The sequence below is a fragment of the Streptomyces sp. NPDC041205 genome (genome assembly GCF_055591765.1).
On sequence record NZ_JBVIZH010000002.1, the window covers coordinates 1,192,028 to 1,212,336 of the forward strand.

Sequence of the window (20,309 nt, forward strand, 5' to 3'; positions counted from 1 at the left end):
GGAGCGGAAGTTACCGCCGGTCAGCGCAGGAAAACAGGGGTCTCTTGTGAAGGGAGTCTGGAGCGGGGCCGGGAGGGCCACGCGAGAGGAGGGCGGGGGACGGCGCGGGAATCGGGAACGGTGCGCGAATGAGGACAGTACGTGTCGGGTTGAGGCGCGAGACTCGGCGCATGACTTTCAACTGGGCGGCTTTCGCGGCCGCGGAGCCCGAGTTGGCGACGACCGTCGAGGACCGCTTCGGACAGTTCACGCACCACGTACTCGCGACGCTGCGCAAGGACGGGTCGCCACGCACGACCGGGCTCGAAGTGCGTTTCCTGAACGGGGAGTTGTGGCTCGGGATGATGCCGAACTCGTTGAAGGCACTGGATCTGCGGCGCGATCCGAGGTTCGCGCTGCAGGCGAATCCGGGGGCGGGCACGGAGATGGCGGGCGGCGATGTACGGATCGCGGGGCGGGCGGTCGAGGTGCGGGACCCGGAGACGGTCGCGCTGTACGTGGACGAGGTGGAGCCGCCGGACCCGACGACGTTCCACTTGTTCCGTACGGAGCTGACGGAGGTCGTACGCACGTACATCGAGGAGGAGAAGTACATGGCGGTGCAGCTCTGGAAGCCGGGGCAGCCGCTGAGGAAGACCAGGCGGACGTGAGAACGCCGGTGCCGCCGCCCGGATCGTGGGCGGCGGCACCGGCGTTCAGGCCGAGGAGGCCGGCGGGACCGTGGGGACTACTCCCACTCGATGGTGCCCGGCGGCTTGCTCGTGACGTCGAGGACGACGCGGTTGACGTCGGCGACCTCGTTCGTGATGCGGGTCGAGATCTTCGCGAGCACGTCGTACGGCAGGCGGGACCAGTCGGCCGTCATGGCGTCCTCGGAGGAGACCGGGCGCAGCACGATCGGGTGGCCGTAGGTGCGGCCGTCGCCCTGGACGCCGACGGAGCGGACGTCGGCGAGCAGCACGACCGGGCACTGCCAGATGTCGCGGTCCAGACCGGCCGCGGTCAGCTCCTCGCGGGCGATGGCGTCGGCCTCGCGCAGCAGGTCGAGGCGCTCGCGGGTGACCTCGCCGACGATGCGGATGCCGAGGCCGGGGCCCGGGAAGGGCTGGCGCTGGACGATCTCGTCCGGCAGGCCGAGCTCCTGGCCGACCATGCGCACCTCGTCCTTGAAGAGCTTGCGCAGCGGCTCGATGAGCTGGAACTCGAGGTCCTCGGGGAGGCCGCCCACGTTGTGGTGGGACTTGATGTTGGCGGTGCCGGTGCCGCCACCGGACTCGACCACGTCGGGGTAGAGCGTGCCCTGGACGAGGAACTCGACGGGCTGGTCCCCGGGGGCCTCCGCGACGATCTCGGCCTGGGCCTGCTCGAAGACGCGGATGAACTCGCGGCCGATGATCTTCCGCTTCTCCTCGGGGTCGGACACCCCGGCGAGCGCGGAGAGGAACCGCTCCTGCGCGTCGACGACCTTCAGCTGGACGCCGGTGGCCGCCACGAAGTCCTTCTCGACCTGCTCGGTCTCGCCCTGGCGCATCAGGCCGTGGTCGACGTACACACAGGTCAGCTGGGAGCCGATGGCCTTCTGGACGAGGGCCGCGGCGACCGCGGAGTCGACGCCGCCGGACAGGCCGCAGATGGCGCGCTTGGTGCCGACCTGGGCCTGGATCGCGGCGACCTGCTCGTCGATGACGTTGCCCGTGGTCCAGGACGGGGTCAGGCCCGCGCCCCGGTACAGGAAGTGCTCCAGGACCTGCTGGCCGTGCGTGGAGTGCATGACCTCGGGGTGGTACTGGACGCCGTACAGCTTCTTCTCGTCGTTCTCGAAGGCCGCGACCGGGACGACGTCCGTGGACGCGGTGACGGCGAAGCCCTCGGGGGCGGCGCTGCACGCGTCGCCGTGCGACATCCACACGGACTGCTCGTCCGGGGTGCCCTCGAAGAGGGTCGAGCCGGACTTGGAGACGTGCAGGGGGGTGCGGCCGTACTCCCGGGCGCCGGTGTTGTCGACCGTGCCGCCGAGGGTCGTCGCCATCAGCTGGAAGCCGTAGCACATGCCGAAGACGGGGACGCCGGCCTCGAAGAGGGCGCGGTCCACCGACGGGGCCTGCTCGGCGTACACCGAGGACGGGCCGCCGGAGAGGATGATCGCCGCGGGGTTCTTGGCGAGCATCTCGGCAACCGGCATGGTGCTCGGCACGATCTCGCTGTAGACCCGGGCCTCGCGGACGCGGCGGGCGATGAGCTGGGCGTACTGCGCTCCGAAGTCGACGACCAGGACGGTGTCGGGGGCGGCGGGGGGCGCTACTGGCACGGTTTGCCTTCCGGCGGTGAGCAAAGGGTGTGTTCATCGATTCTAACGGGGGGACGGGGGGTGGGCGTCTGGTGTGGTTGTTCGCCCCCTCCGCCCCTTCCCATCCCGTCCCTGGGGCTGCGCCCCAGGCCCCCAGGCCTCCAGGCCCCGGCGGTCGGCGGCCCGACTGTCGCGCTTCGCGCTCGTCCTCAAGCGCCGGACGGGCTGAGTGGGGGTGAGGGTGGAGGGGTGGGGTGGGGTGGGTGAGGGGTACGCCCGGCGGGCGCGGGCATGCCCACGCCCGCCGGGCTTGGCAAGGCGGGGGGTCCCGGTGCCGAGGGGCTTGGCGAGACGGGGGGAAAATCCCGGTGCCGACGGGCTTGGCAAGACGGAGGAGGAAACCCGGTGCCGGTGGGCTTGGTGGGAGTTGGGGATGGGTGGGGTGGACGTCGGGGAGGGCGTGCGTACACTGGGGCGCATGTTCTCGCACTCGACCTTCGTCTTTACCTATGGCATCCGGCTCGCCGGCTGCCATGGTCGAGCTGCTTGACGTAACGCCAAGCGACTTCCCAGGCGCCCCGGGCCGACAAGGCCCGGGGCGTTCTGTTGTTTCCGGGCACTGCCGCCCCGGGGCTCCGCCACCCGACCGAGGAGCCCCACCACCATGAACGCAGCCACCACCCCCGCCGAGCAGACCGGCGCCCGTACCCCCGAGGCCGCCGAGCTCATCGGCGGTGCCCGCGAGCGCATCGACGCCCTCGACGACCGGATCATCGGGCTCGTCCAGGAACGGATGGCCGTCTCCGCCGTCATCCAGGAGGCCCGCGTCAGCTCCGGCGGGCGGCGCGTGAACCTCTCCCGCGAGATGGAGATCCTCAGCCACTACAGGGACGCCCTCGGCAAGCCCGGCACCCAGCTCGCCATGACGCTCCTTGAGCTGTGCCGGGGCCGCGTCTGAGCCCCGCCTGGGCCCCACCTGACCCCCGACCGAGCCCCGTCGGCGGTCTCACCGCCCCCGGCGAAAAGCGGAACCACTGCGCCACGGAACTGAGTTCGGATCCCTTCTCACCCGTACGGCGCGTGACCGGTTCCCGACGGGCTTCGTTGGTCCCGATGTCCGTGCCAGCCAGGGGCGGGCCGCAAGAACCACGCGTGGCTCCGCTGGAGCGATGAGGCGTACGCGACTCGTGTACGCCGTGGGACCTCGCTCCAGAGAAGTGACCGGACGGCAGGGGACAGCAGCCCGGTCACCCAGGGAACGGTCGGCTCCGGGGACGCCCGGAGCCGGTCGGCCGCCATCCCGTTCCGGCACCGCTCCCGTCTCGTTTCCCACTCCGTTCCCGCCTCGTTCCCGCCTCTCCCCGCACCACTCCCGCCCCGTTCTCGCTCTGCTCCTGTTCCGTTCCCGTTCCGCTTCCGCTCCGTCTTTCCGAGCCGTTTCCGCGGCCCCGCCCCCTCCGCTTCCCTGGCGCCCACCCAAGGGCGCTTTTCGGCCAGCCTCACCGCCCGGGTCCATTCCGGCCTTGCGCCCCAAGATGTCGTCGAAACAGTTGCGCGGAGAACCGGCCATCCTCCACGATGCGTAGAGGGAGAGGGGCTCAGAAGCCCGCTTTCCACAACTCCATTGCCATTGGTCTACACCAGCCGCGCGCCCCTTGTGCGCCGGGTCGGCCACCGGCTCTCTCGACCAGCGGCGCACTCCCCCGGCGCCGCACCGAGGCACCGACGCTGCCCTGACGTCGGTGCTGACAGCCAAGGGCCCCGCGGATCCGTCCCGCGGGGCCCTTCGCTCTTTCATCGAACCGCTCTTCATCCCACCGGCAGCCCGGCGCCCCGGCAGCCGAAGGGCCACCGCACCTCGTCCGGCGCCTACCCCACCTTGTCCAGCTGCGCGTCCACCACCGCCGACGGCACCTCGGGTTCCTCGTCCGCCCTGTCCGAGCCGGGCAGGTCCGAGCCGCCGCCACCCTGCCGGGACTCCTCCTCGCCCGCCACGGCCTCCGGGTCGTAGTAGTTCCGCGCGACGAAGGACACCAGCGTCGAACCGTCCCGCACCACGACGACCGCGTGCCGCTTGACGAACTGCTCCTCACGACTGCCGATCTTGTACGCGACCGACTCGTCGCCCTTGTCCGGCGCGGCCTTGGGCGCGACGCCGCTGTAGCGCACACCGCCCGCGCGGAACGCGCCGCACTCCTTCGACTTCGCCGCCGACCGCACGTCCCGCAGCGCCTTCCGCGCGCCGTCCGGGCTGTCGTACGCGAACAGTTCGACGTCCGTCGTCGCCAGGTCGTCGCGCACGCTCTTCGGCGCCACCGTGCGACCCGCGTGAGCCTTGGCCTTCGGCGGGGTGGCGGCGGCCGCCATGTCCGAGAGCGGGCGGCAGGCGGCCGGGGTCGCCGCGGCGCCGTCCGACGCGGCCTCCAGCTTCGACCGCTCGCGGGGCGTCACCTCGTACCGCTTCAGCTCCGCCCGCTTCAGGTCGCCCGCGGCGAGTACCTTCGCCTTCAGCTTCCTGGCCTCGGGGGACCGGTCCGCGGGGTCCTCGGCACCGGACCCGCCCGACCCGCCGCCCGGGCCCTTCGGCTTCGCCTGCGACGTCGACGACTTGCCGCCGTCGCGGTCGCCGCCCCCGTCCCCGTCGCCGCCACCGCACGCGGCGGTCAGACCCAGAGCGGCCGCGACCGAGACGGCCACCACGACACGCGACACAGCTGACTTCACGTTCCGTTCCCCCAATTCCCTGGCGCACCCCGCGCGCATCACGCCGCGCGCACGCCTCGCACGTCTATGCGGAGTCACCCGCACCTCTTCTACGACTGAAGATCGACGTGCGTGGTTCCCTGGTACACCCGGTCAGCTGCGTGACACGTACACGACGTACGTCACACCTGGGCCGGCCCGCACGCCCCCCGGCCCGCACGCCCCCCGGCCCGCACAAGCCCCCCGATGCCGGAACCAGCGAGTCACCGCCGCCCCCGGAACCGCCCCCTCACTGCCACGGCCAGAACCGGAACGGGCTCAGGACCGCGATCGCCAGAATCATGCAGCCCCCGACGATCACCACACTCCGCACCTGCCGCCACCGCTCGGACCGCTCCGAGCGGCGCCCGACACCGCCCGTGGGCGCGGCGCGCCACTCGTCGGGGCGCCACGGCTGCGCGGACTCCTCCCTGCGCTTGCGCCGCTTGCGGCCGACGACGCCCTCGGCCTGCCGCCTGGCCGCCTCCTCGTCCAGGCGACGCAGCCGCTCGGCGACCATGCGCGCCCGCGCGGACGGCTCCTTCGGCGCGGACGCCCGGATCTCCCGCTCGCTGTCCTGCTCGAACCGGCGCCACACCTCGTCGGGTATGGACGACTCGTCGTCAGGCTCACGCGGCGACTGCACGGACACTGTGCCCCCCAAGAATCCATTCCAGAGCGTGCTTCATCTCGCTTGCAAACGGGGGAAGTTCTACGACACCGCACTGCGGCCGCACAAGCCGGAGCCCATATCGGGCCCCGAACTTGTGACCCACGCCACATAAGATTTCTGTGAGTCCCAGGACAACCATTCCCGGCCCGCGCAGGTCATCCATGCGTAACAACGGCCACTTCCGCGCCCCGCCGCGGAGGCCTCCACCTCCGTACCGCGCGGGCGCGGTGCGCCGGACTCTCTGAGGTCTTCATGAAGCTTCGCCGTGCTCTGGCCGCCGCGGCGGCGACGGCCGTGATCGCCCCGGTCGCACTGCTCTCGGCACCGGCCGCGTTCGCAACTGGGGACGCGAACACCACGCCGTCCGCGAACGCGAGCGAGACGCCCCCGGCCGAGTCCCCCGCCCCGGAGGACCCGGCCGAGCCCGGCGACGGCGACACCAAGCCCGAGGACCCGACGAAGCCCGAGGACCCGGCCGAGCCCGGCGACGACACGAAGCCCGGCGACGGCGACGCCAAGCCGGGTGACGACACCAAGCCGGGCGACGGCGACGCGAAGCCCGGTGACGACACGAAGCCCGGAGACGGCGACACCGAGCCCGGGGACGACGCCGATCCCGGCGAGGACACCACCGAGCCCGGCGACGAGGCCACGCCGACCGACGAGCCGACCGAGTGCGCCGTCGACGAGGAGACCGGCGAGGACGCCGAGAACGAGCTGGAGCTCAAGCTCAAGGGCCTGCCCGGCAAGATCGTCGCGGGCAGCGGCTGGCACGAGTTCAAGCTGATCGCGGCCAACCCCAGCGACGAGGACCTCGGCAAGGTCCGGTGGCTGGCCGCCGCGGACAACTTCTCGGAGAGCGAGGACGAGAAGGACTGGCTGAGCAGCTACACCCGGATCCAGTTCTACGACCCCGAGGCCAAGGGCTGGAAGTCGATCGTCGACGAGGTCGAGAGCGGTGTCACCTTCGGCACGACGACGCTCGCCGCCAAGGAACAGGTCGAGATCAGGCTGCGCCTGAACATCAACAAGAAGGCCCCGGCGGGCGACGGCTACGCGTTCGGACTCGGCGGCTATGTGGACTCCGAGCTGAACTGCGAGCACAACGCGTTCGCGTTCTTCGACTTCACCGTCCTGAAGCCCGGCAGCGACAACGAGCACCCCGGTGAGGCCATCCCCAGGCCGGACGTCACCGAGCCGCCGGTCGCCAAGAAGCCGCAGGGCGGCCGCGCCGACGAGGTGAAGCAGACGGTCGCGGAGATCCCGCCCACCGGCAGCCTCGCCCAGACCGGCTCCAGCTCCGCGCTGCCCACCATCGGCCTCGTCGGCGGCATCGCCGTCGTCGCGGGCGCCGGCGCGGTGTACGTCGTACGCCGCCGCTCGAACTCGGACGCCGCCGCCTAGGCGACGTACCGCGAGACGCGAAGGACCTGCACTCGGAGGGGGGTGCAGGTCCTTTCGCGTACGTACGCCGCCTACTTCTTCTTCGGCACCTCGGGCACCCCCAGGAACGGCAGCCGCAGCGCGCCGAAGGCGTGGGCCGGGACCGTCGGGGACTTCGGCTCGACCGGCGCGAGCCGCGCGTACGCGGCGCCCTGGGCCGGACGCGGGTCCGTGTCGCCCTTGTTGGGCCAGAACGACATGGCGCGCTCGGCCTGCGCGGTGATCGTGAGCGAGGGGTTCACGCCGAGGTTCGCGGAGACGGCGGCGCCGTCGACCACGGAGATGCCGGGGTGGCCGTACAGCCGGTGGTAGGGGTCGATGACGCCGGTGTCGGCGCCGTCGCCGATCGGGCAGCCGCCGAGGAAGTGCGCGGTCAGCGGGGTGCCCATCAGCTCGCCGACGTTGGAGCCGGGGAAGCCGTTGATCTCCTCGGCGATGAGGGAAGCGGCGCGGGTGGCCTCGGGTATCTGCTCCGGATTGGGCGCGCCGTGGCCCTGCCGCGCGGTCAGCAGACCCTTGCCGATGCCCTTCTCCTTGCGGTACGTGGTCAGGGAGTTGTCGAGGGTCTGCATGACCAGGCCGATGATGGTGCGCTCCGACCAGCGGTGGTTGGACAGGGAGCGCACGGTCAGGAGCGGGTGGCGCACGGTGTTGGCGAGCCACCCGGCGACGCGCGCCTTGCCGCCCTTCACGGTGTACGGGACCTGGAGCAGCGTCATGCCGCCCATCGCGTTGGACTTCCTGCCGTAGCGGACGGGCTCGATGTGGGTCGTGTCGTTCGGGTGGATGGACGAGGTGATGGCCACGCCCTTGGTGAAGTCGACCCTGCCACCCGCGCCCGCGAGGCCGCCGTGGCGCTTGCGGTAGCGGCGGTCCGTCGTCTGGGCACCCACCAGGGCCTCGGAGTTGGTGCGGGTCAGATCGCCGAGACGGCCGGATATTCGGGGCAGCAGATGGCTGTCCTTCATGCGGTGCAGGAGCGTCTGGGTGCCGTACGTGCCGGCGGCGAGGACGACGCGGCGGGCGCGGAAGGTGCGGCCCCTGCCCTTGCGTTTGTTGTCGGTGGGCAGCGTGCCCACCGCGTAGCCGCCGCGCGAGTCCTCGGTGAGCGCCACGACGGACGTCATCGGGTGGATGACGGCTCCGGCCTTCTCGGCGAGGTAGAGGTAGTTCTCGTTGAGGGTGTTCTTCGCGCCGTGGCGGCAGCCCGTCATGCACTCGCCGCACTCGGTGCAGGCGCGCCGCGCCGGTCCGGCGCCGCCGAAATAGGGGTCGGGAACTTCCCCGCCGGGCTTGGCCGTTGACTCACCGGTGGCGTCCCGTCCGTCACCGAAGAAGACGCCGACCGGCGCCATGTGGAAGCTGTCGCCCACTCCCATGGCCTGCGCGGCGGCCTTGAGATGGACGTCGGAGGGGGTGGTCGTGGGGTTGAGCCGCACGCCGAGCATCCGCTTGGCCTGCTCGTAGTACGGACGCAGCTCGTCCTGCCAGTCCGTGATGTCCTTCCACTGCGGATCGTCGAAGAACGCCGCAGGCGGTACGTAGAGCGTGTTCGCGTAGTTCAGCGATCCGCCGCCCACGCCCGCGCCCGCCAGGACCATCACATTGCCGAGCAGATGGATGCGTTGGATGCCGTAGAGGCCGAGCGCCGGGGCCCAGAGGTAGTTCTTGATGTCCCAGGAGTTCTTCGGCAGCGTCTCGCGTGTGAAGCGGCGGCCCGCTTCGAGGACGGCGACGCGATAGCCCTTCTCGGTGAGCCGCAGCGCGGACACGGATCCGCCGAAGCCGGAGCCTATGACGATGACGTCGTAGTCGTAGCCGTCGCTGTCCTCGCGCCGGGCAGAGTCCTGGCGCTGGGCAGAGTTCTCCTGTGGCATTGGCTCTCCTTGAATCCGCGGGGCGGTCCGTGGCTGGTCGCGCGGTCAGTTCCCCGCGCCCCCGCGGGGGCGCGGGACACCACACCCGCTCAGCGCAGGCGCAGCGCCTTCATCAGCTTCAGGCTCGTCGTCATGAAGGCCGCGTGCCTCTCGTCGGTCATGCCGAAGGACGGGGCGAGCGGGATGAGCCGCTGGTGGGCCACGGTCTGCGCCTCGGTGTACTTGAGGATGCCCTCGGCGCCGTGGCGGCGGCCGAGACCCGAGTCCTTCATGCCGCCCATCGGGGACTGCACGCTGCCGTAGGCGGGCGCGAAGCCCTCGTTGACGTTGACGGTGCCGGTGCGCAGGCGGGCGGCGAGGGCGCGGCCGCGCCTGCCGTCCTTCGTCCAGACCGAGGAGTTCAGACCGTAGGAGGTGGAGTTGGCGAGTTCGACGGCCTCGTTCTCGTCGGTGAAGCGGTAGAGCGAGACGACCGGGCCGAAGGTCTCCTCCGTGCACACCGCCATCGGCGACTCGACGCCGTCCAGGATGGTCGGCTCGTAGAAGTAGGGGCCGATGTCGGGCCGGGCCACGCCGCCCGCGACGAGCGTGGCGCCCTTGGCGACGGCCTCGTCCACGTGCCGCCGGGTGGCCTCGAGCTGCCGCTCGCCGACGAGGGAGCCCATCTCGGCGCCGTACGCGAGCGACCGGCCGAGCCGCATCGCCTTGGTCTTCGCCGCGAACCGCTCGACGAAGGCGTCGGCGATGGCCTCATGGACGTACAACCGCTCGATGGAGATGCACAGTTGACCGGCGGACGAGAAGCAGGCGCGGACCGCGCCCGCGGCGGCCTTCTCCACGTCGGCGTCGTGCAGGACCAGCATGGCGTTCTTGCCGCCGAGTTCGAGGGAGACGCCGACGAGGCGGGCGGCGGCGCCGGTGGCGACCTCGCGGCCGGTGCGGGTCGAGCCGGTGAAGGAGACGTAGTCGGCGTGCTTGACGATCTCGGGGCCGATGACCGGGCCCTCGCCGAGCACGACTTGGAAGACCTCGGCCGGAAGCCCCGCCTCGATGATCAGGTCCCGGGCCCAGAGCGCCGTCAGGGCGGTCTCCGTGTCGGGCTTCATCACCAGCGCGTTGCCCGCGACCAGGGCGGGCAGGGCGTCGCCGATGGACAGTTCGAGGGGGTAGTTCCAGGGGGCGATCTGGCCGACGACGCCGCGCGGCTGGCGCAGTTCGGTGACCTTGGTGAGGGTCGGCATGACGCCGGTGTGGCGCTTGGGGTTGAGGTACGCGCCGGCGCGGCGGCCGTAGTGCCGGGCTGCGACGGCGACGGCCTGGATCTCCTCGTGCGCGTGCAGGCGCGCCTTGCCGGTCTCCAGCTGGATGAGGTCGAGGGCCTCCGCCTGGCGCTGGAGCACCAGGTCGTGGAAGCGCAGCAGGACGGCGGCACGTCGGCGCACGGGGGTGCGGGACCAGGCGATCTGCGCGGCGCGCGCCCGCTCGAAGGCGGTGGCCACGTCCTCGGGGGTGGACTCGGGCAGGTCGGCCAGCTTCTCGCCGGTGAACGGCGTGTGGTTGGCGGTCCGGGCCGAGCCGATCACATCACGGGTGAGCTGGGCGACCAGCTCCGGCGTGACCACGTCGGCGGCGGTGCGTGCGCCGCTGGGGGCCGGGGCGACCGGGTTCGTACCGAGGGGCGTGGCGGGGGCCTGCGAGTCCGTCATGACGGTGAGCGTATGCCTGAGCGGACGCTTTGGGTACCCATGGGTAACGAGGTTTCACCGAGCACGCACACGTGCCCGCGGACCGCTTCGTTCGCTGCCAGTGCCTGCTGGCGACAAAGGCGCTGATCAGGGCGTTCCTCGGGCGCCAACCGGCAACTCCGAAGCGGACGTCAGCCCTTCACGGAGGGCCGCCGACGGCTCGGGGCTCCTGACGGCTCGGGACTCCTGACGGCTCAAGACCGCCGAAGGCTCAAGGCTTCGCGATCTCCAGGCCCTCGATCGCCTTCTTCGCGACCTCGCGCCCCCGCTCGGTGAAGTCGCTCTTGGCCGGGTAGTCGATCCACAGCTTGTACATGTCGCCCGCCGTGGTCCGGTAGTAGAAGACCTTGGCCTCGCGCGGGTAGGTGATCGAGGACTCCTTGTTGGTGTACGGGATCAGGTTCTCGGCCGACTGCTTGCCCTTGTACTCGCCCTGCGTCGTCTTCTTGCCGGACCCCACCTCGTCCGGGCTCAGCGAGCCGAGCACCGTACTGCCGCTGTCCAGGTCCTTCATGTCCTCGTACGCCTCGGCCATCGAGGTGCCCGCGATGTACTTGAGGTCGTCCTCGGACTTCTTGCTGAGCTGCAGCGACACGAAGAGGCTGCCGCTCTTGTCCGTGAACGTGACCCAGTGCTCCTTGGGCGTCGCGCCCCCGTCGCTGCTCCTGCGGTAGCCCTCGGGCACGGACAGCGTCGCGCCCAGCGCCTTCTCCTCGTGCTGCGTCCAGTTCCCCGCGTCCGCGTCGCCCCCGAACGGCTTCACCGCGAGGACCACCGCGGCGGCCACCGCGAGGACGACGACGCCGCCGACGGCCACGAGCGCCTTGCGGCCGAGGAACACGCCCTTGCCGCGGTCCGGCGCCGGAGCCCCGCCGTCCATGTGGCCCGCCGTCACGAATCTCGTCGCGGGCAACTGCGGGGGCTGCGGCGGCTTGACGGCTTCCTCGAGCAGGGCCCTGACCTGGGCGGCGCTCGGACGGTGGGCCGGTTCCTTGTGCAGCAGGCCGTTGATGGCGTCCGCGAGCGGGCCCTGCGCGGACGCGGGCGCGGCGGGCGTGGCGTTGAGGACGGACTGGAGCGTGGCGGGCGTGTTGTTGCGGCGGAACGGCGAGACGCCCTCGGTCGCCGCGTAGAGCACGACACCCAGCGACCACAGGTCGGACGCCGGTCCCGGGCGCTGCCCGAGGACCCGCTCCGGGGCGATGAACTCCGGCGAGCCGACGAAGCCGCCGGTGTCCGTCAGGTTCGTCTCGCCCTCGATCTGGGCGATGCCGAAGTCGGTGAGGACGACGCGGTCGTGCCTGCCGATCATCACGTTGTCCGGCTTCACGTCGCGGTGCAGGACCCCCGCCGCGTGCGCGGCCTCCAGGGCTCCGAGCACTTCGAGGCCGACCCGGGCCGCGTCGCGGGCGCCGAGCGTGCCCTCCTCGCGCAGCGCCGCGCCGAGCGAGCGGCCCTGCACGAACTCCATCACGATCCACGGCTGACCGTCCTCGACGACGACGTCGTGGACGTTGACCACGGCCGGGTGGTCGAGGCGGGCCGCCGCACGGGCCTCGCGCCGCATCCGCTCGAAGGCGTTGGCGCGCTCCCGCTCCGGCAGGTGGTCCGGAACCCGCGGCTCCTTGACCGCGACCTCGCGGTCCACCGTCTCGTCCTTGGCCCGCCACACCGTGCCCATGCCGCCGTGGCCGAGCTTGGAGAGCAGCCGGTAGCGCCCGCCGATCAGACGGCCGGAACCGGGCTCGGCCCGCGTCGCGTCCGTGGCCCGGGAGTCCGGGGCGGGCCGGCCGGGCTGTGCGGACTGGCCGGGCTGTGCGGGCGTCGCGGGCTGCGAGGGCCCTGCGCCCGGTGCGGTCTGCGCGGGCGTCTCGGGGCGCGGCTGATTCGGTACGACCTGCGTGGGCTGGGCGTACGGATTGGGGTACGGCCCGCCGCCACCCTGCTGCGGGGGCTGCGGTGGCTGCAGGCCGTAGCTGGTGGTCTCGTTCGGGCCGTGGGAGGCTCCCCCGTCGTTACTCATGCCCCCATGAGTACCGTGCGGGGGACCTCGGGTTCCAGCCAGGGTCCCCAGTTGTGACCGGGGTGATGCAGGAACCGGGAACTTCGGCGACGTACGAGCGGAAAGGCGCACGTAACGGCGCGTCCGAGTCGAACTCCCACCCTCCGCACGCCCCTGGACGTCACCGCCTCCCGCGCACCCTCGCCGTTACAGCCGCTCGCCGTCACGGCCGCACGCCGCCGACGTCACCGCCGCACGAACGTGTCCACCGCCGTGTCGAAGTGCCGCCGCCCCTCCCGCGCCTGCCCCGTCGGTGCCGACACCCACACGTCGTACCTCCGGCCGCCCTCCTGCCAGCACAGGTCGTAGGTGCGCCGGGCCCCCGCCTCGCCGCCGGAGCCGTCCCGGGTGTACTGCCACAGTGCGGCGGGGCGGCCGTTGCGGGTGGTCGCGGTGACGTCGGCGTCGCGGTAGCCGGGGTGGTCGCGGGGTCCGTCGGCGTCGGCGCGGCGCTGCGCCGCGAGCGGGCCGCCCGGGACGGGGTCGGCCGCCTCGATGCCGATGCGGACGGCGCCGCCCGGCGAGACGTAGAAGGTGCGCGGGCCGTCCGTGCGGCGGGCGAAGCCCTGGGGGACGGCGAGGGCGAAGCCGCGCGGGTCCTTGGCGAGGCGGTAGCCCACGGGGGCGTCGGGGGTGGAGGGCGACACGGTGTCCGGGGTCTTGGTGACCGTCGAGGTCGCCGTGGGGCGCGGGCCGCCGGAGTCCGTCGGGGTGTCGGGCGACGCCGAACTGGGCGGCGATGTCCGGCCGCCGTCCCCGTCGCCGTCCTGCCCGAGCAGCAGCGTCGCGGCCGAGACGGCGCCGCCCGCCACGGCCGCGACCAGGGCGGCGGCGATCAGCATGATGCGGTTCTGGCGTCGGCGCGCGGGGGCGGACAGGAGCTCGGCGGGTTCGTCCAGGTGCCTGGGGCGTGCGGGCGTCCGCTGTGTGCGCGGGCTCCCGGGGGGATGGCGGCCGGGAAGCAGCGAGAGGAGGGGGCGATGCCCCGACGAGGGCCCCGCGCGCCCTGAGCGCCAGGAACGGCCAGAGCCCCACGTCCGGCCCGAACGGCCGGAACGGCCTGCTGCACGGCCCTCCGAGCGACCGTCCGTGCGCCCCTCCGAGCGACCCCACGGCCGCCCGGGCGCACGCCCCGGCACGCGGCCACGCGCACGCCCCGACAACCGCCCCCGAGTGGATGCGAGCGCGGGACCCCGAGCCCCCGTCCCCCCGCCCGGCAGCCCCGGCATGACGCCGGTCTCGACGTACGCGCGGAGCAGCCGCTCCGCCCCGGCCGCGTCCAGGCGCCGCTCCGGGTCGCGTTCGAGGAGGCCGAGGACGAGGGGAGCGAGCGGCTCAGCGGCGGGCGGCGGGCGTATCTCGTCGAAGACGACGGCGTGCAGCACCCCGCCGATCGAGTCGCGCCGGAACGGCGACTCCCCGCTGACCACGGCCACGAGCAGCGCGCCCAGCGACCACAGGTCGGACGCGGGGCCGGTGCGTTCGCCCGACATGCGCTCCGGCGCGGTGTACTCCGGCGAGCCCACGAACGACCCGCTCTCCGTGAGCGTCGTCGCCCCGCTGACCTGCGCGATGCCGAAGTCCGTGAGCACCACCCTGCCGGTGGCCTCCTCCAGGAGCACGTTGGCGGGCTTCAGGTCGCGGTGCAGGACACCCGCGGCGTGCGCGACGCCGAGGGCGCCGAGCAGGTCGAGGCCGATGCGGGCGGCGGCCTGCGGGCCGAGCGGCCCCGACCTGCCGATGCGCAGGGCCAGCGTGGGGCCCTCGATCAACTCCATGACCAGGTAAGGGCGTTCGTCGTGGACGACGACGTCGTGCACGACGATGATGTGCGGATGCCGCAACTGCGCGACGGCACGCGCCTCGCGCAGGGTGCGCTCGCGCTGCCGCGCGGCCTCTTCGGCGGAGAGCGTCTCGTCGAGCGTGATCTCCTTGACGGCGACGCGACGGCCGAGGAGCTGGTCGGTCGCACGCCACACGACGCCCATGCCGCCCTGGCCCACCCGCACCTCGAGGCGGTAACGGCCGGCGATCACACGGGTGCTGTCACCCAGGCTCCCCATGCGGCCATCATGCCCCAGAGGTGTGGTCACGGACCCTCTCAGCCCGGACAAGGGCCAGTTCAGGCCGTATCCCGCGGAGTTCGGGCCGTGCCCGTCGGGGAGCAGGCCGAAGCCGTCGGCAAGCGGGCCGCAACCGTCGCCGGGCGCGCCGGGGTCAGTCGCGCCAGCCGCGCAGCACCGCGTCGAACTGCTGCCGCGTCTTGTTCCAGCTTCCCTTCGGCGCCGACATGTAGATCACGTACTCGGTGCCGGCGCGGCTGATGTAGCTCTGCGAGATGGCCTGCCGCGGGCCCTTCGTGGTGTCGCTGGCGCCCGCCGTCCAGCTGAACTCCCAGAGGGCGCCTGGCCGGTCGCGGAAGGTGTTGGAGTTCAGGTGCAGACGCCGGTACTCGGGCAGCCTCTTCAACTGCTTCTCCAGGTCGAGCTGGTGGGCGTACGGGCTGTCGAAGTCGGGGCTGGTGTCGACGCTGATGCGCACGAAGTGGCGGCCGTTGTCCGGGGTGTAGTCGATCTGGGTGCCGTCCACCTGCCGCTGCCAGCCCTTGGGCAGCATGAGGCTGAAGCCCTCCGCGTCGTGCACGCGCACCCAGCTCTCGGGGATCGCGCCGACGACTTCACCGGCCTTGTCCCCCTTGCCTTTCCCGCCCTTGCCCTCACTGCCGCCGTCGTCGCCACCACCGAGGTACAGATAGCCGAACACCGCGCCCCCGCCGATCGCCGCGGCCGCCACGATCGGCGCGACGGCTCGGAGCCAGCGCCGCCGTCCGGGCCCCGAGGGCGTGGGAGCGGTGGCGCCCGTGTCGTACGGGCCGTGAGTGCTGTACGAGGTCGGCGCGGCGTGCGTCTGGGAAGTGCCGTACGGGGGCGGTGTGGCGTGGCCGGACGGATCGGCGGCCTGCCCCGGCGTCCGCCCTCCGGGGTCCACGTGGCCGGAATGCGCCGCTCCCGGGACCGGGGTGGCCGAGGGCGGAGTGTGGTGGCCGTGGGCGTGCGGGACCGGCGTGGCCGAGGGCGGGGTGTGCGCCGTGGCGGGTGGTGCGGGGGGCGTGGTGGACGGGTGGTGCGGGGGCGTGTGGGCCGTCGGCGCCTCGTTCACCGTCGTCGGTACGTACGCCTGTGCCGCCCCCGGACGCCGTCCCTCCGCCGCCTCCGCCAGCATCTGCTCCGCCTCGGCCGCGTCCGGCCGCGCGTCCGGGTCCTTGGCCAGGAGCGCCGAGATGACGGGCCCGAGCGGCCCCGCGTACCGCGCCGGATCGGGCTCTTCCGTCACCACGGCCTGCATCGTGCCGAGCGGCGACGTGCGCCGGAACGGCGAGTTGCCCTCGACCGCCGTGTACAGGGTGGCGCCGAGCGCCCACAGGTCGGCGGCGGGGCCGGGGTTGGCGCCGCTGACCCGCTCGGGCGCCAGATAGTCGACGGAGCCGACGACTTCACCGGTGCGCGTGATCGTCGAGTCGCCCTCGATCGAGGCGATCCCGAAGTCGGTGAGCAGCACCCGGCCGTCCTCGGAGAGCAACACGTTGCCCGGCTTGATGTCGCGGTGCAGCACCCCGGCGCCGTGCGCGGCCCGCAGGGCCCGCAGCACCCACAGGCCGACGCGGGCGGCCTCGCGGGGCTCGATGCGGCCCCGGTCCCGGACGGCGTCGGCGAGCGAGTGGCCCTCGACCAGCTCCATCACGATCCAGGGCCGGTCGTCGTACTCGACGACGTCGTGGACCGTGACGACCGCGGAGTGGTTGATCTGGGCCTGGGCGCGCGCCTCCGTCTGCGTCCGGGTGAGCAGCACCTCGCGGTCGGCCTCCTGCACCCACTGGGCCGCCGTCAGTTCCTTGACGGCGACGACGCGGTGCAGCACCTCGTCCCGCGCGCGCCACACGCGGCCCATGCCACCGCTGCCGATGGACTCGCCGAGCCGGTAGCGGCCGGCGAGGAGCAGGCCCTGCATCTGATTCACGTTCCCCCGCAGTTGGTCTTGACAGGGCCAGGTTCTTGAGGTTTGCCAGAGCCAGGTTAAGGAGGGGGGCGCGTGCAGGGAACGGGAGGGGGTCATCAGAGACCGCACTGTGACGCGGGCAGGGGCGGACACATGCCCGGCGAGGGCCAGTTGACGTGCCCGTACCGGCAGGTCGGAGGTCAGCCGGAGGGCCGGTAGGACGTCGACGCCTGCTCGAACAGACGCGTCACCTCGTCCCGCTCGGCCTCGGGCCCCCGCACCTGGAGCACGTGGTACTTCCCGTCCACGGCCATCGCGAGATTGCGTACGAAGACCTCGGTGCCGTCGGTGTCCTGCCAGGTGAACTGGCCCTCGGCCCGGGACTTTCCGCCCACGTCGACGAGCCGGAGACCGCTGGACGTGGCCCACGACGAGTCGCGGAACGGCTGGAGTTCGCGCTCGTCCTCCTTCTGGTACTTCATCGGGTCCGTGCCGAAGTCGCCGGTGCTGTCGCGGCCGGGGACGACGAGGAGCTCGAAGCGGCCGTGGGTGTAGAGGACCTGGCCACGCCCGTTCTTGGGCTGCCGGTCCCAGCCGTCGGCCACGGCCACCCGGAAGCCCTCCGCGTCCTTGCGCAGCGTGAAGCCCGACGCGACATCCGGGTCGGTGGTCTGCGGCTCCTGCGAACCGGGGGTCTTCTCCGGGGCCGACGCCTTCCCGTCCTTGCCGCCGTCCGTGCCCTTCCCATCGCCGTCCGGCGCGTCGCCCCCGCCCGGGCGGTCGCCGTCGCCGTCCGGCGCCGGGCTGACCTCGCCCGCGTTGCCGGTGCGGCCGGCGCCCTCCCCCTCGCCGGACTCGGGCATGAACAGCATCGCGTACGCGACGGCCGCCACCAGACCGGCGAGGATCACGATGAGCAGCACGCGGCCCAGCGACCGCGGCCCCCGGGCGCTCGGTTCCCGCTCGGGGCGCGGCGCCCGCACCGGCCTGGTGTCCCTGCCCCGCTCCTTGACGCGCTCCCGGCCGCGCTTGTGGCGCCCGTGCCCCTGGCCGCCGTCTTCCCCGGCCGGGACCGGCGCGGGCGAGCGGCGCTTGCGGACGACCTCGCCGCGACGGCGTACGACGGGCAGCTTGCCGCCGTCGTACGGCGGCGCGGGCACCACGTGCGCGCCCGCTTCCGGCTCCGGCGCCGACCGCACCAGGGAGCGCAGCCAGCCGCTCAGCTCCTCGAAGTCGATGCGCTCGGTCGGGTCCTGACGCAGCAGCGACTCGACGACGGGCCGCAGCGGGCCGCACTCCTCCGCGAACGCGGGCGGCTCCGCGCACACCAGCTGCACCAGCTCCGCGGTGCTGTCCTCCGGATACGGGGCGTGGCCCTGGACGGCGCGGAACAGCAGCGCGCCGAGCGCCCACAGGTCGGTGGCGGGCCCGATGGGCGCGGCCAACTGCCAGTTGTCGTGCACCGGCCCGGCCTGCTCCGGCGCCCACCGCTCCGTGACGGCGCCGACGACGGTCATCCGGGCGTGCCGGGCCCGCTCGGCGGCGAGCGCGGTGGTGGGGCCGCGGCGCGCGCGCAGCTCGCCCGCGGGGTCGTCCCACTCACCCTCACGGGGACGGGCGTTGCCCTCGGAGGCACCGGCTGTGCCCCTGGGGGCGGGCGACTTGGCGAGGTCGTGCGTGGGGTGGGCTCCGGGGGCCGGGCGGTTCGGCTTCGGCTGGTACGGGGTCGGGGCGTACGGGGCGGACTCGTGGGGCGCGGAGGCGTACGGGGTCGACTCGCGCGGTGCCGACGGGTGCGGTGCCGAGGGGTACGGAGCCGGGCGCGCGGAGGTCGGCCGGTCCGGGGCGGGCTGCGTCCGGGGGGACGGGAGTTGCTTGGTGAAGGGGTGGGGCGGGGGGCTCTGTGCGCCGCCCTGTGCGCCAGGGGCGCTCTGCGGTCCTGGGGCGCCGGGCGTGCGGTGCCCGCTGGGGGCGCCGTGCGGGTCCGGTGCGCTGTGCGGGCCCGGTGCGTGGTGGGGGTCCGTTGCGCCGTGGGAGCCCGGCGTGCTGGGGGAACCCTGTGCGCTGGGGGAACCCGGCGCGCCGCCCTGCGCGGGCACGGCCCCGGCTCGCGGCACAGCCCCGTGCCACGGCTTCTTCTGCCGCTCCCGGACCCCGTACGGATCCGAGATGTGCCCGACGGAGCCGGCCGCGCCGACGGAACCGCCGTCGCCGTCCGCGCCCTCGGTGCCGTACGTCTCGTACCTGCCGTCCCCGCGCTCGGCGCCGCCGCCCGCCTCGACCGGACCCGCCGCGCCGCGCTCGCTCACCCGGGCTGCGGCACGCGCCGCCCCCGCCCGGTACGCGGCGATGGCCCCGGCTCGCGCCGCCCTGAGGTCCCGCTCGGCCGTGCCGTACGCCGGCTCGGTGCCGCCGTCGTCCGCGTGCCGCACGGCCTCGATCGCGGCGTGCCCACGCGATCCGTTGCCGCCGTGCTCGCGGTAGGAGCCGTTGTCGCCGTACGTGCCGCTGTCGCCGTACGCGGAGCCCTCGCCGTAGGCCGCCCCCTCGCCATACGCAGAGCCCTCGCCGTACCCGGGGCTCTCGCCGTACGCGGGCTCCCCGCCGTACTCGGCGCCCCTGTCGTACTCCTCGCCCCCGTCGTACGCGGACTCCTCTGCGTACGCGGTCTCCTCGCCGTACTCGCCGTACTCGGCGTCCCCGTCCGCCCCCGCAGCCTCCAGCGCCGCGTACCCCGCGCCGCCCGGCGGGTCGGGCACCTCGCCCTCGGGCTCGGTGAAGCCCGCGAAGTCGTCCTCCTCGGGCCGCGGGTCGTACCCGCACAGGGCCTCCTCCGCGGCGCCCGCGGCGAGCCCCGTCAGCATCACGCGGCCGTCGTCGCAGACGAGCACCGTGCGCGCGGTGATGTTCCGGTGCACCCAGCCGTGCGCGTGCAGGACGCGCAGGGCCGTGACGACGTCCGCCGCGACCTCCGCCGCGCGGAAGGGGTTCAGCGGCCGGTCGGCCAGTAACGCCGCGAGCGGCCGGGCCGCCACCAGTTCGCTCACTATCCACAGCGAGCCGTCTTCCGCGAACACGTCGAAGACCTGGTCGAGCCGCGGGTGGTCGGGGATGCGCGCGGCGGCCTGCGCGGCCTCGATGGCCCGCAGGACCGCGGGGTCGCTCGGCCTGCGCGTGGCGCGCGAGCCCGCGCGCCGGGCGCCGCCCCGGGCCGCGCTCCCGCGCGCGCTCCGGAACCCCTCGGGCAGCCCGCCGGGCAGGACGTCGCTCAGGTCGCCGTCGCCGTACGCCTCGTCGCCGAGCACCTCCGCCTCGACGATCTCGGGCAGCGGCACCTGCCGGACCAGGACTTCCTGGCCGCTGTAGGTGTCGAAGGCGCGGGTCTCCGCGAGTTCGTACTCGTCGGCCGGAGGCAGCGGCAGGCGGTAACGGTCGGCGAGTACCCGTCCCGCATAGTCGTCCACGATGCCTCCCCCATCCGCCC

General features: G+C 73.2%; 12 protein-coding genes. 3 read left to right on the top strand and 9 right to left on the bottom strand.

Going from position 1 to position 20,309, the window contains the following annotated elements; translation table 11 throughout:
- Positions 1–170 precede the first annotated feature (170 nt).
- Complete coding sequence (locus tag ACZ6BG_RS12260) at positions 171–650, top strand: pyridoxamine 5'-phosphate oxidase family protein (protein WP_468999810.1); 480 nt, start codon at positions 171–173, stop codon at positions 648–650.
- A gap of 77 nt (positions 651–727) precedes the next feature.
- Here the strand turns inward: ACZ6BG_RS12260 and guaA are convergent, their stop codons facing one another.
- Positions 728–2,308 carry a glutamine-hydrolyzing GMP synthase gene (guaA, locus tag ACZ6BG_RS12265; protein WP_468999811.1) on the bottom strand — a complete coding sequence of 527 codons (1,581 nt, stop codon included), beginning with the start codon at positions 2,306–2,308 and terminating at the stop codon, positions 728–730.
- Between the two features lie 598 nt (positions 2,309–2,906).
- Here guaA and ACZ6BG_RS12270 point away from each other — a divergent pair.
- Entirely contained in the window at positions 2,907–3,245 is a 339-nt protein-coding gene (locus ACZ6BG_RS12270) for a chorismate mutase (protein ID WP_469000253.1), read from the top strand.
- 911 nt (positions 3,246–4,156) lie between these two features.
- On the opposite strand, the gene ACZ6BG_RS12275 is transcribed toward ACZ6BG_RS12270, so the two are convergent.
- Positions 4,157–5,011 (bottom strand): hypothetical protein, encoded by an 855-nt coding sequence (locus tag ACZ6BG_RS12275; RefSeq protein WP_468999812.1) that lies wholly within the window; start codon positions 5,009–5,011, stop codon positions 4,157–4,159.
- Between the two features lie 268 nt (positions 5,012–5,279).
- Positions 5,280–5,675, bottom strand: coding sequence for a hypothetical protein (locus ACZ6BG_RS12280; RefSeq protein WP_468999813.1), 396 nt, complete (start codon positions 5,673–5,675; stop codon positions 5,280–5,282).
- A gap of 279 nt (positions 5,676–5,954) precedes the next feature.
- Between ACZ6BG_RS12280 and ACZ6BG_RS12285 the strand changes: the two genes are divergently transcribed.
- Positions 5,955–7,106, top strand: coding sequence for an LPXTG cell wall anchor domain-containing protein (locus tag ACZ6BG_RS12285; protein ID WP_468999814.1), 1,152 nt, complete (start codon positions 5,955–5,957; stop codon positions 7,104–7,106).
- A 71-nt stretch (positions 7,107–7,177) separates the two neighbouring features.
- Here the strand turns inward: ACZ6BG_RS12285 and ACZ6BG_RS12290 are convergent, their stop codons facing one another.
- From ACZ6BG_RS12290 to ACZ6BG_RS12315, 6 genes are all read right to left on the bottom strand, one after another.
- Positions 7,178–9,022, bottom strand: coding sequence for a GMC family oxidoreductase N-terminal domain-containing protein (locus ACZ6BG_RS12290; protein WP_468999815.1), 1,845 nt, complete (start codon positions 9,020–9,022; stop codon positions 7,178–7,180).
- Positions 9,023–9,111: 89 nt separating this feature from the next.
- Entirely contained in the window at positions 9,112–10,728 is a 1,617-nt protein-coding gene (locus tag ACZ6BG_RS12295; RefSeq protein ID WP_468999816.1) for a succinic semialdehyde dehydrogenase, read from the bottom strand.
- Positions 10,729–10,978: 250 nt separating this feature from the next.
- On the bottom strand, positions 10,979–12,790 hold the full coding sequence (locus ACZ6BG_RS12300) for a serine/threonine-protein kinase (RefSeq protein WP_468999817.1): 1,812 nt from the start codon (positions 12,788–12,790) through the stop codon (positions 10,979–10,981).
- Positions 12,791–13,014: 224 nt separating this feature from the next.
- Entirely contained in the window at positions 13,015–14,892 is a 1,878-nt protein-coding gene (locus ACZ6BG_RS12305) for a serine/threonine-protein kinase (RefSeq protein ID WP_468999818.1), read from the bottom strand.
- Positions 14,893–15,046: 154 nt separating this feature from the next.
- The gene (locus ACZ6BG_RS12310; RefSeq protein ID WP_469000257.1) at positions 15,047–16,837 is read right to left on the bottom strand and encodes a serine/threonine-protein kinase; all 1,791 of its coding nucleotides are present in this window, start codon (positions 16,835–16,837) and stop codon (positions 15,047–15,049) included.
- 188 nt (positions 16,838–17,025) lie between these two features.
- Positions 17,026–20,289 carry a protein kinase gene (locus ACZ6BG_RS12315; RefSeq protein ID WP_468999820.1) on the bottom strand — a complete coding sequence of 1,088 codons (3,264 nt, stop codon included), beginning with the start codon at positions 20,287–20,289 and terminating at the stop codon, positions 17,026–17,028.
- Between the last annotated feature and the right edge of the window lie 20 nt (positions 20,290–20,309).

What these genes read in the sequence shown, in the direction of transcription:
- ACZ6BG_RS12310 (WP_469000257.1), bottom strand. Translation starts at nt 16,837, where the DNA reads ATGCAGGGCCTGCTCCTCGCCGGCCGCTACCGGCTCGGCGAGTCCATC.
- ACZ6BG_RS12260 (WP_468999810.1), top strand. Translation starts at nt 171, where the DNA reads ATGACTTTCAACTGGGCGGCTTTCGCGGCCGCGGAGCCCGAGTTGGCG.
- ACZ6BG_RS12305 (WP_468999818.1), bottom strand. Translation starts at nt 14,892, where the DNA reads ATGGGGAGCCTGGGTGACAGCACCCGTGTGATCGCCGGCCGTTACCGC.
- ACZ6BG_RS12285 (WP_468999814.1), top strand. Translation starts at nt 5,955, where the DNA reads ATGAAGCTTCGCCGTGCTCTGGCCGCCGCGGCGGCGACGGCCGTGATC.
- ACZ6BG_RS12300 (WP_468999817.1), bottom strand. Translation starts at nt 12,790, where the DNA reads ATGAGTAACGACGGGGGAGCCTCCCACGGCCCGAACGAGACCACCAGC.
- ACZ6BG_RS12295 (WP_468999816.1), bottom strand. Translation starts at nt 10,728, where the DNA reads ATGACGGACTCGCAGGCCCCCGCCACGCCCCTCGGTACGAACCCGGTC.
- ACZ6BG_RS12290 (WP_468999815.1), bottom strand. Translation starts at nt 9,022, where the DNA reads ATGCCACAGGAGAACTCTGCCCAGCGCCAGGACTCTGCCCGGCGCGAG.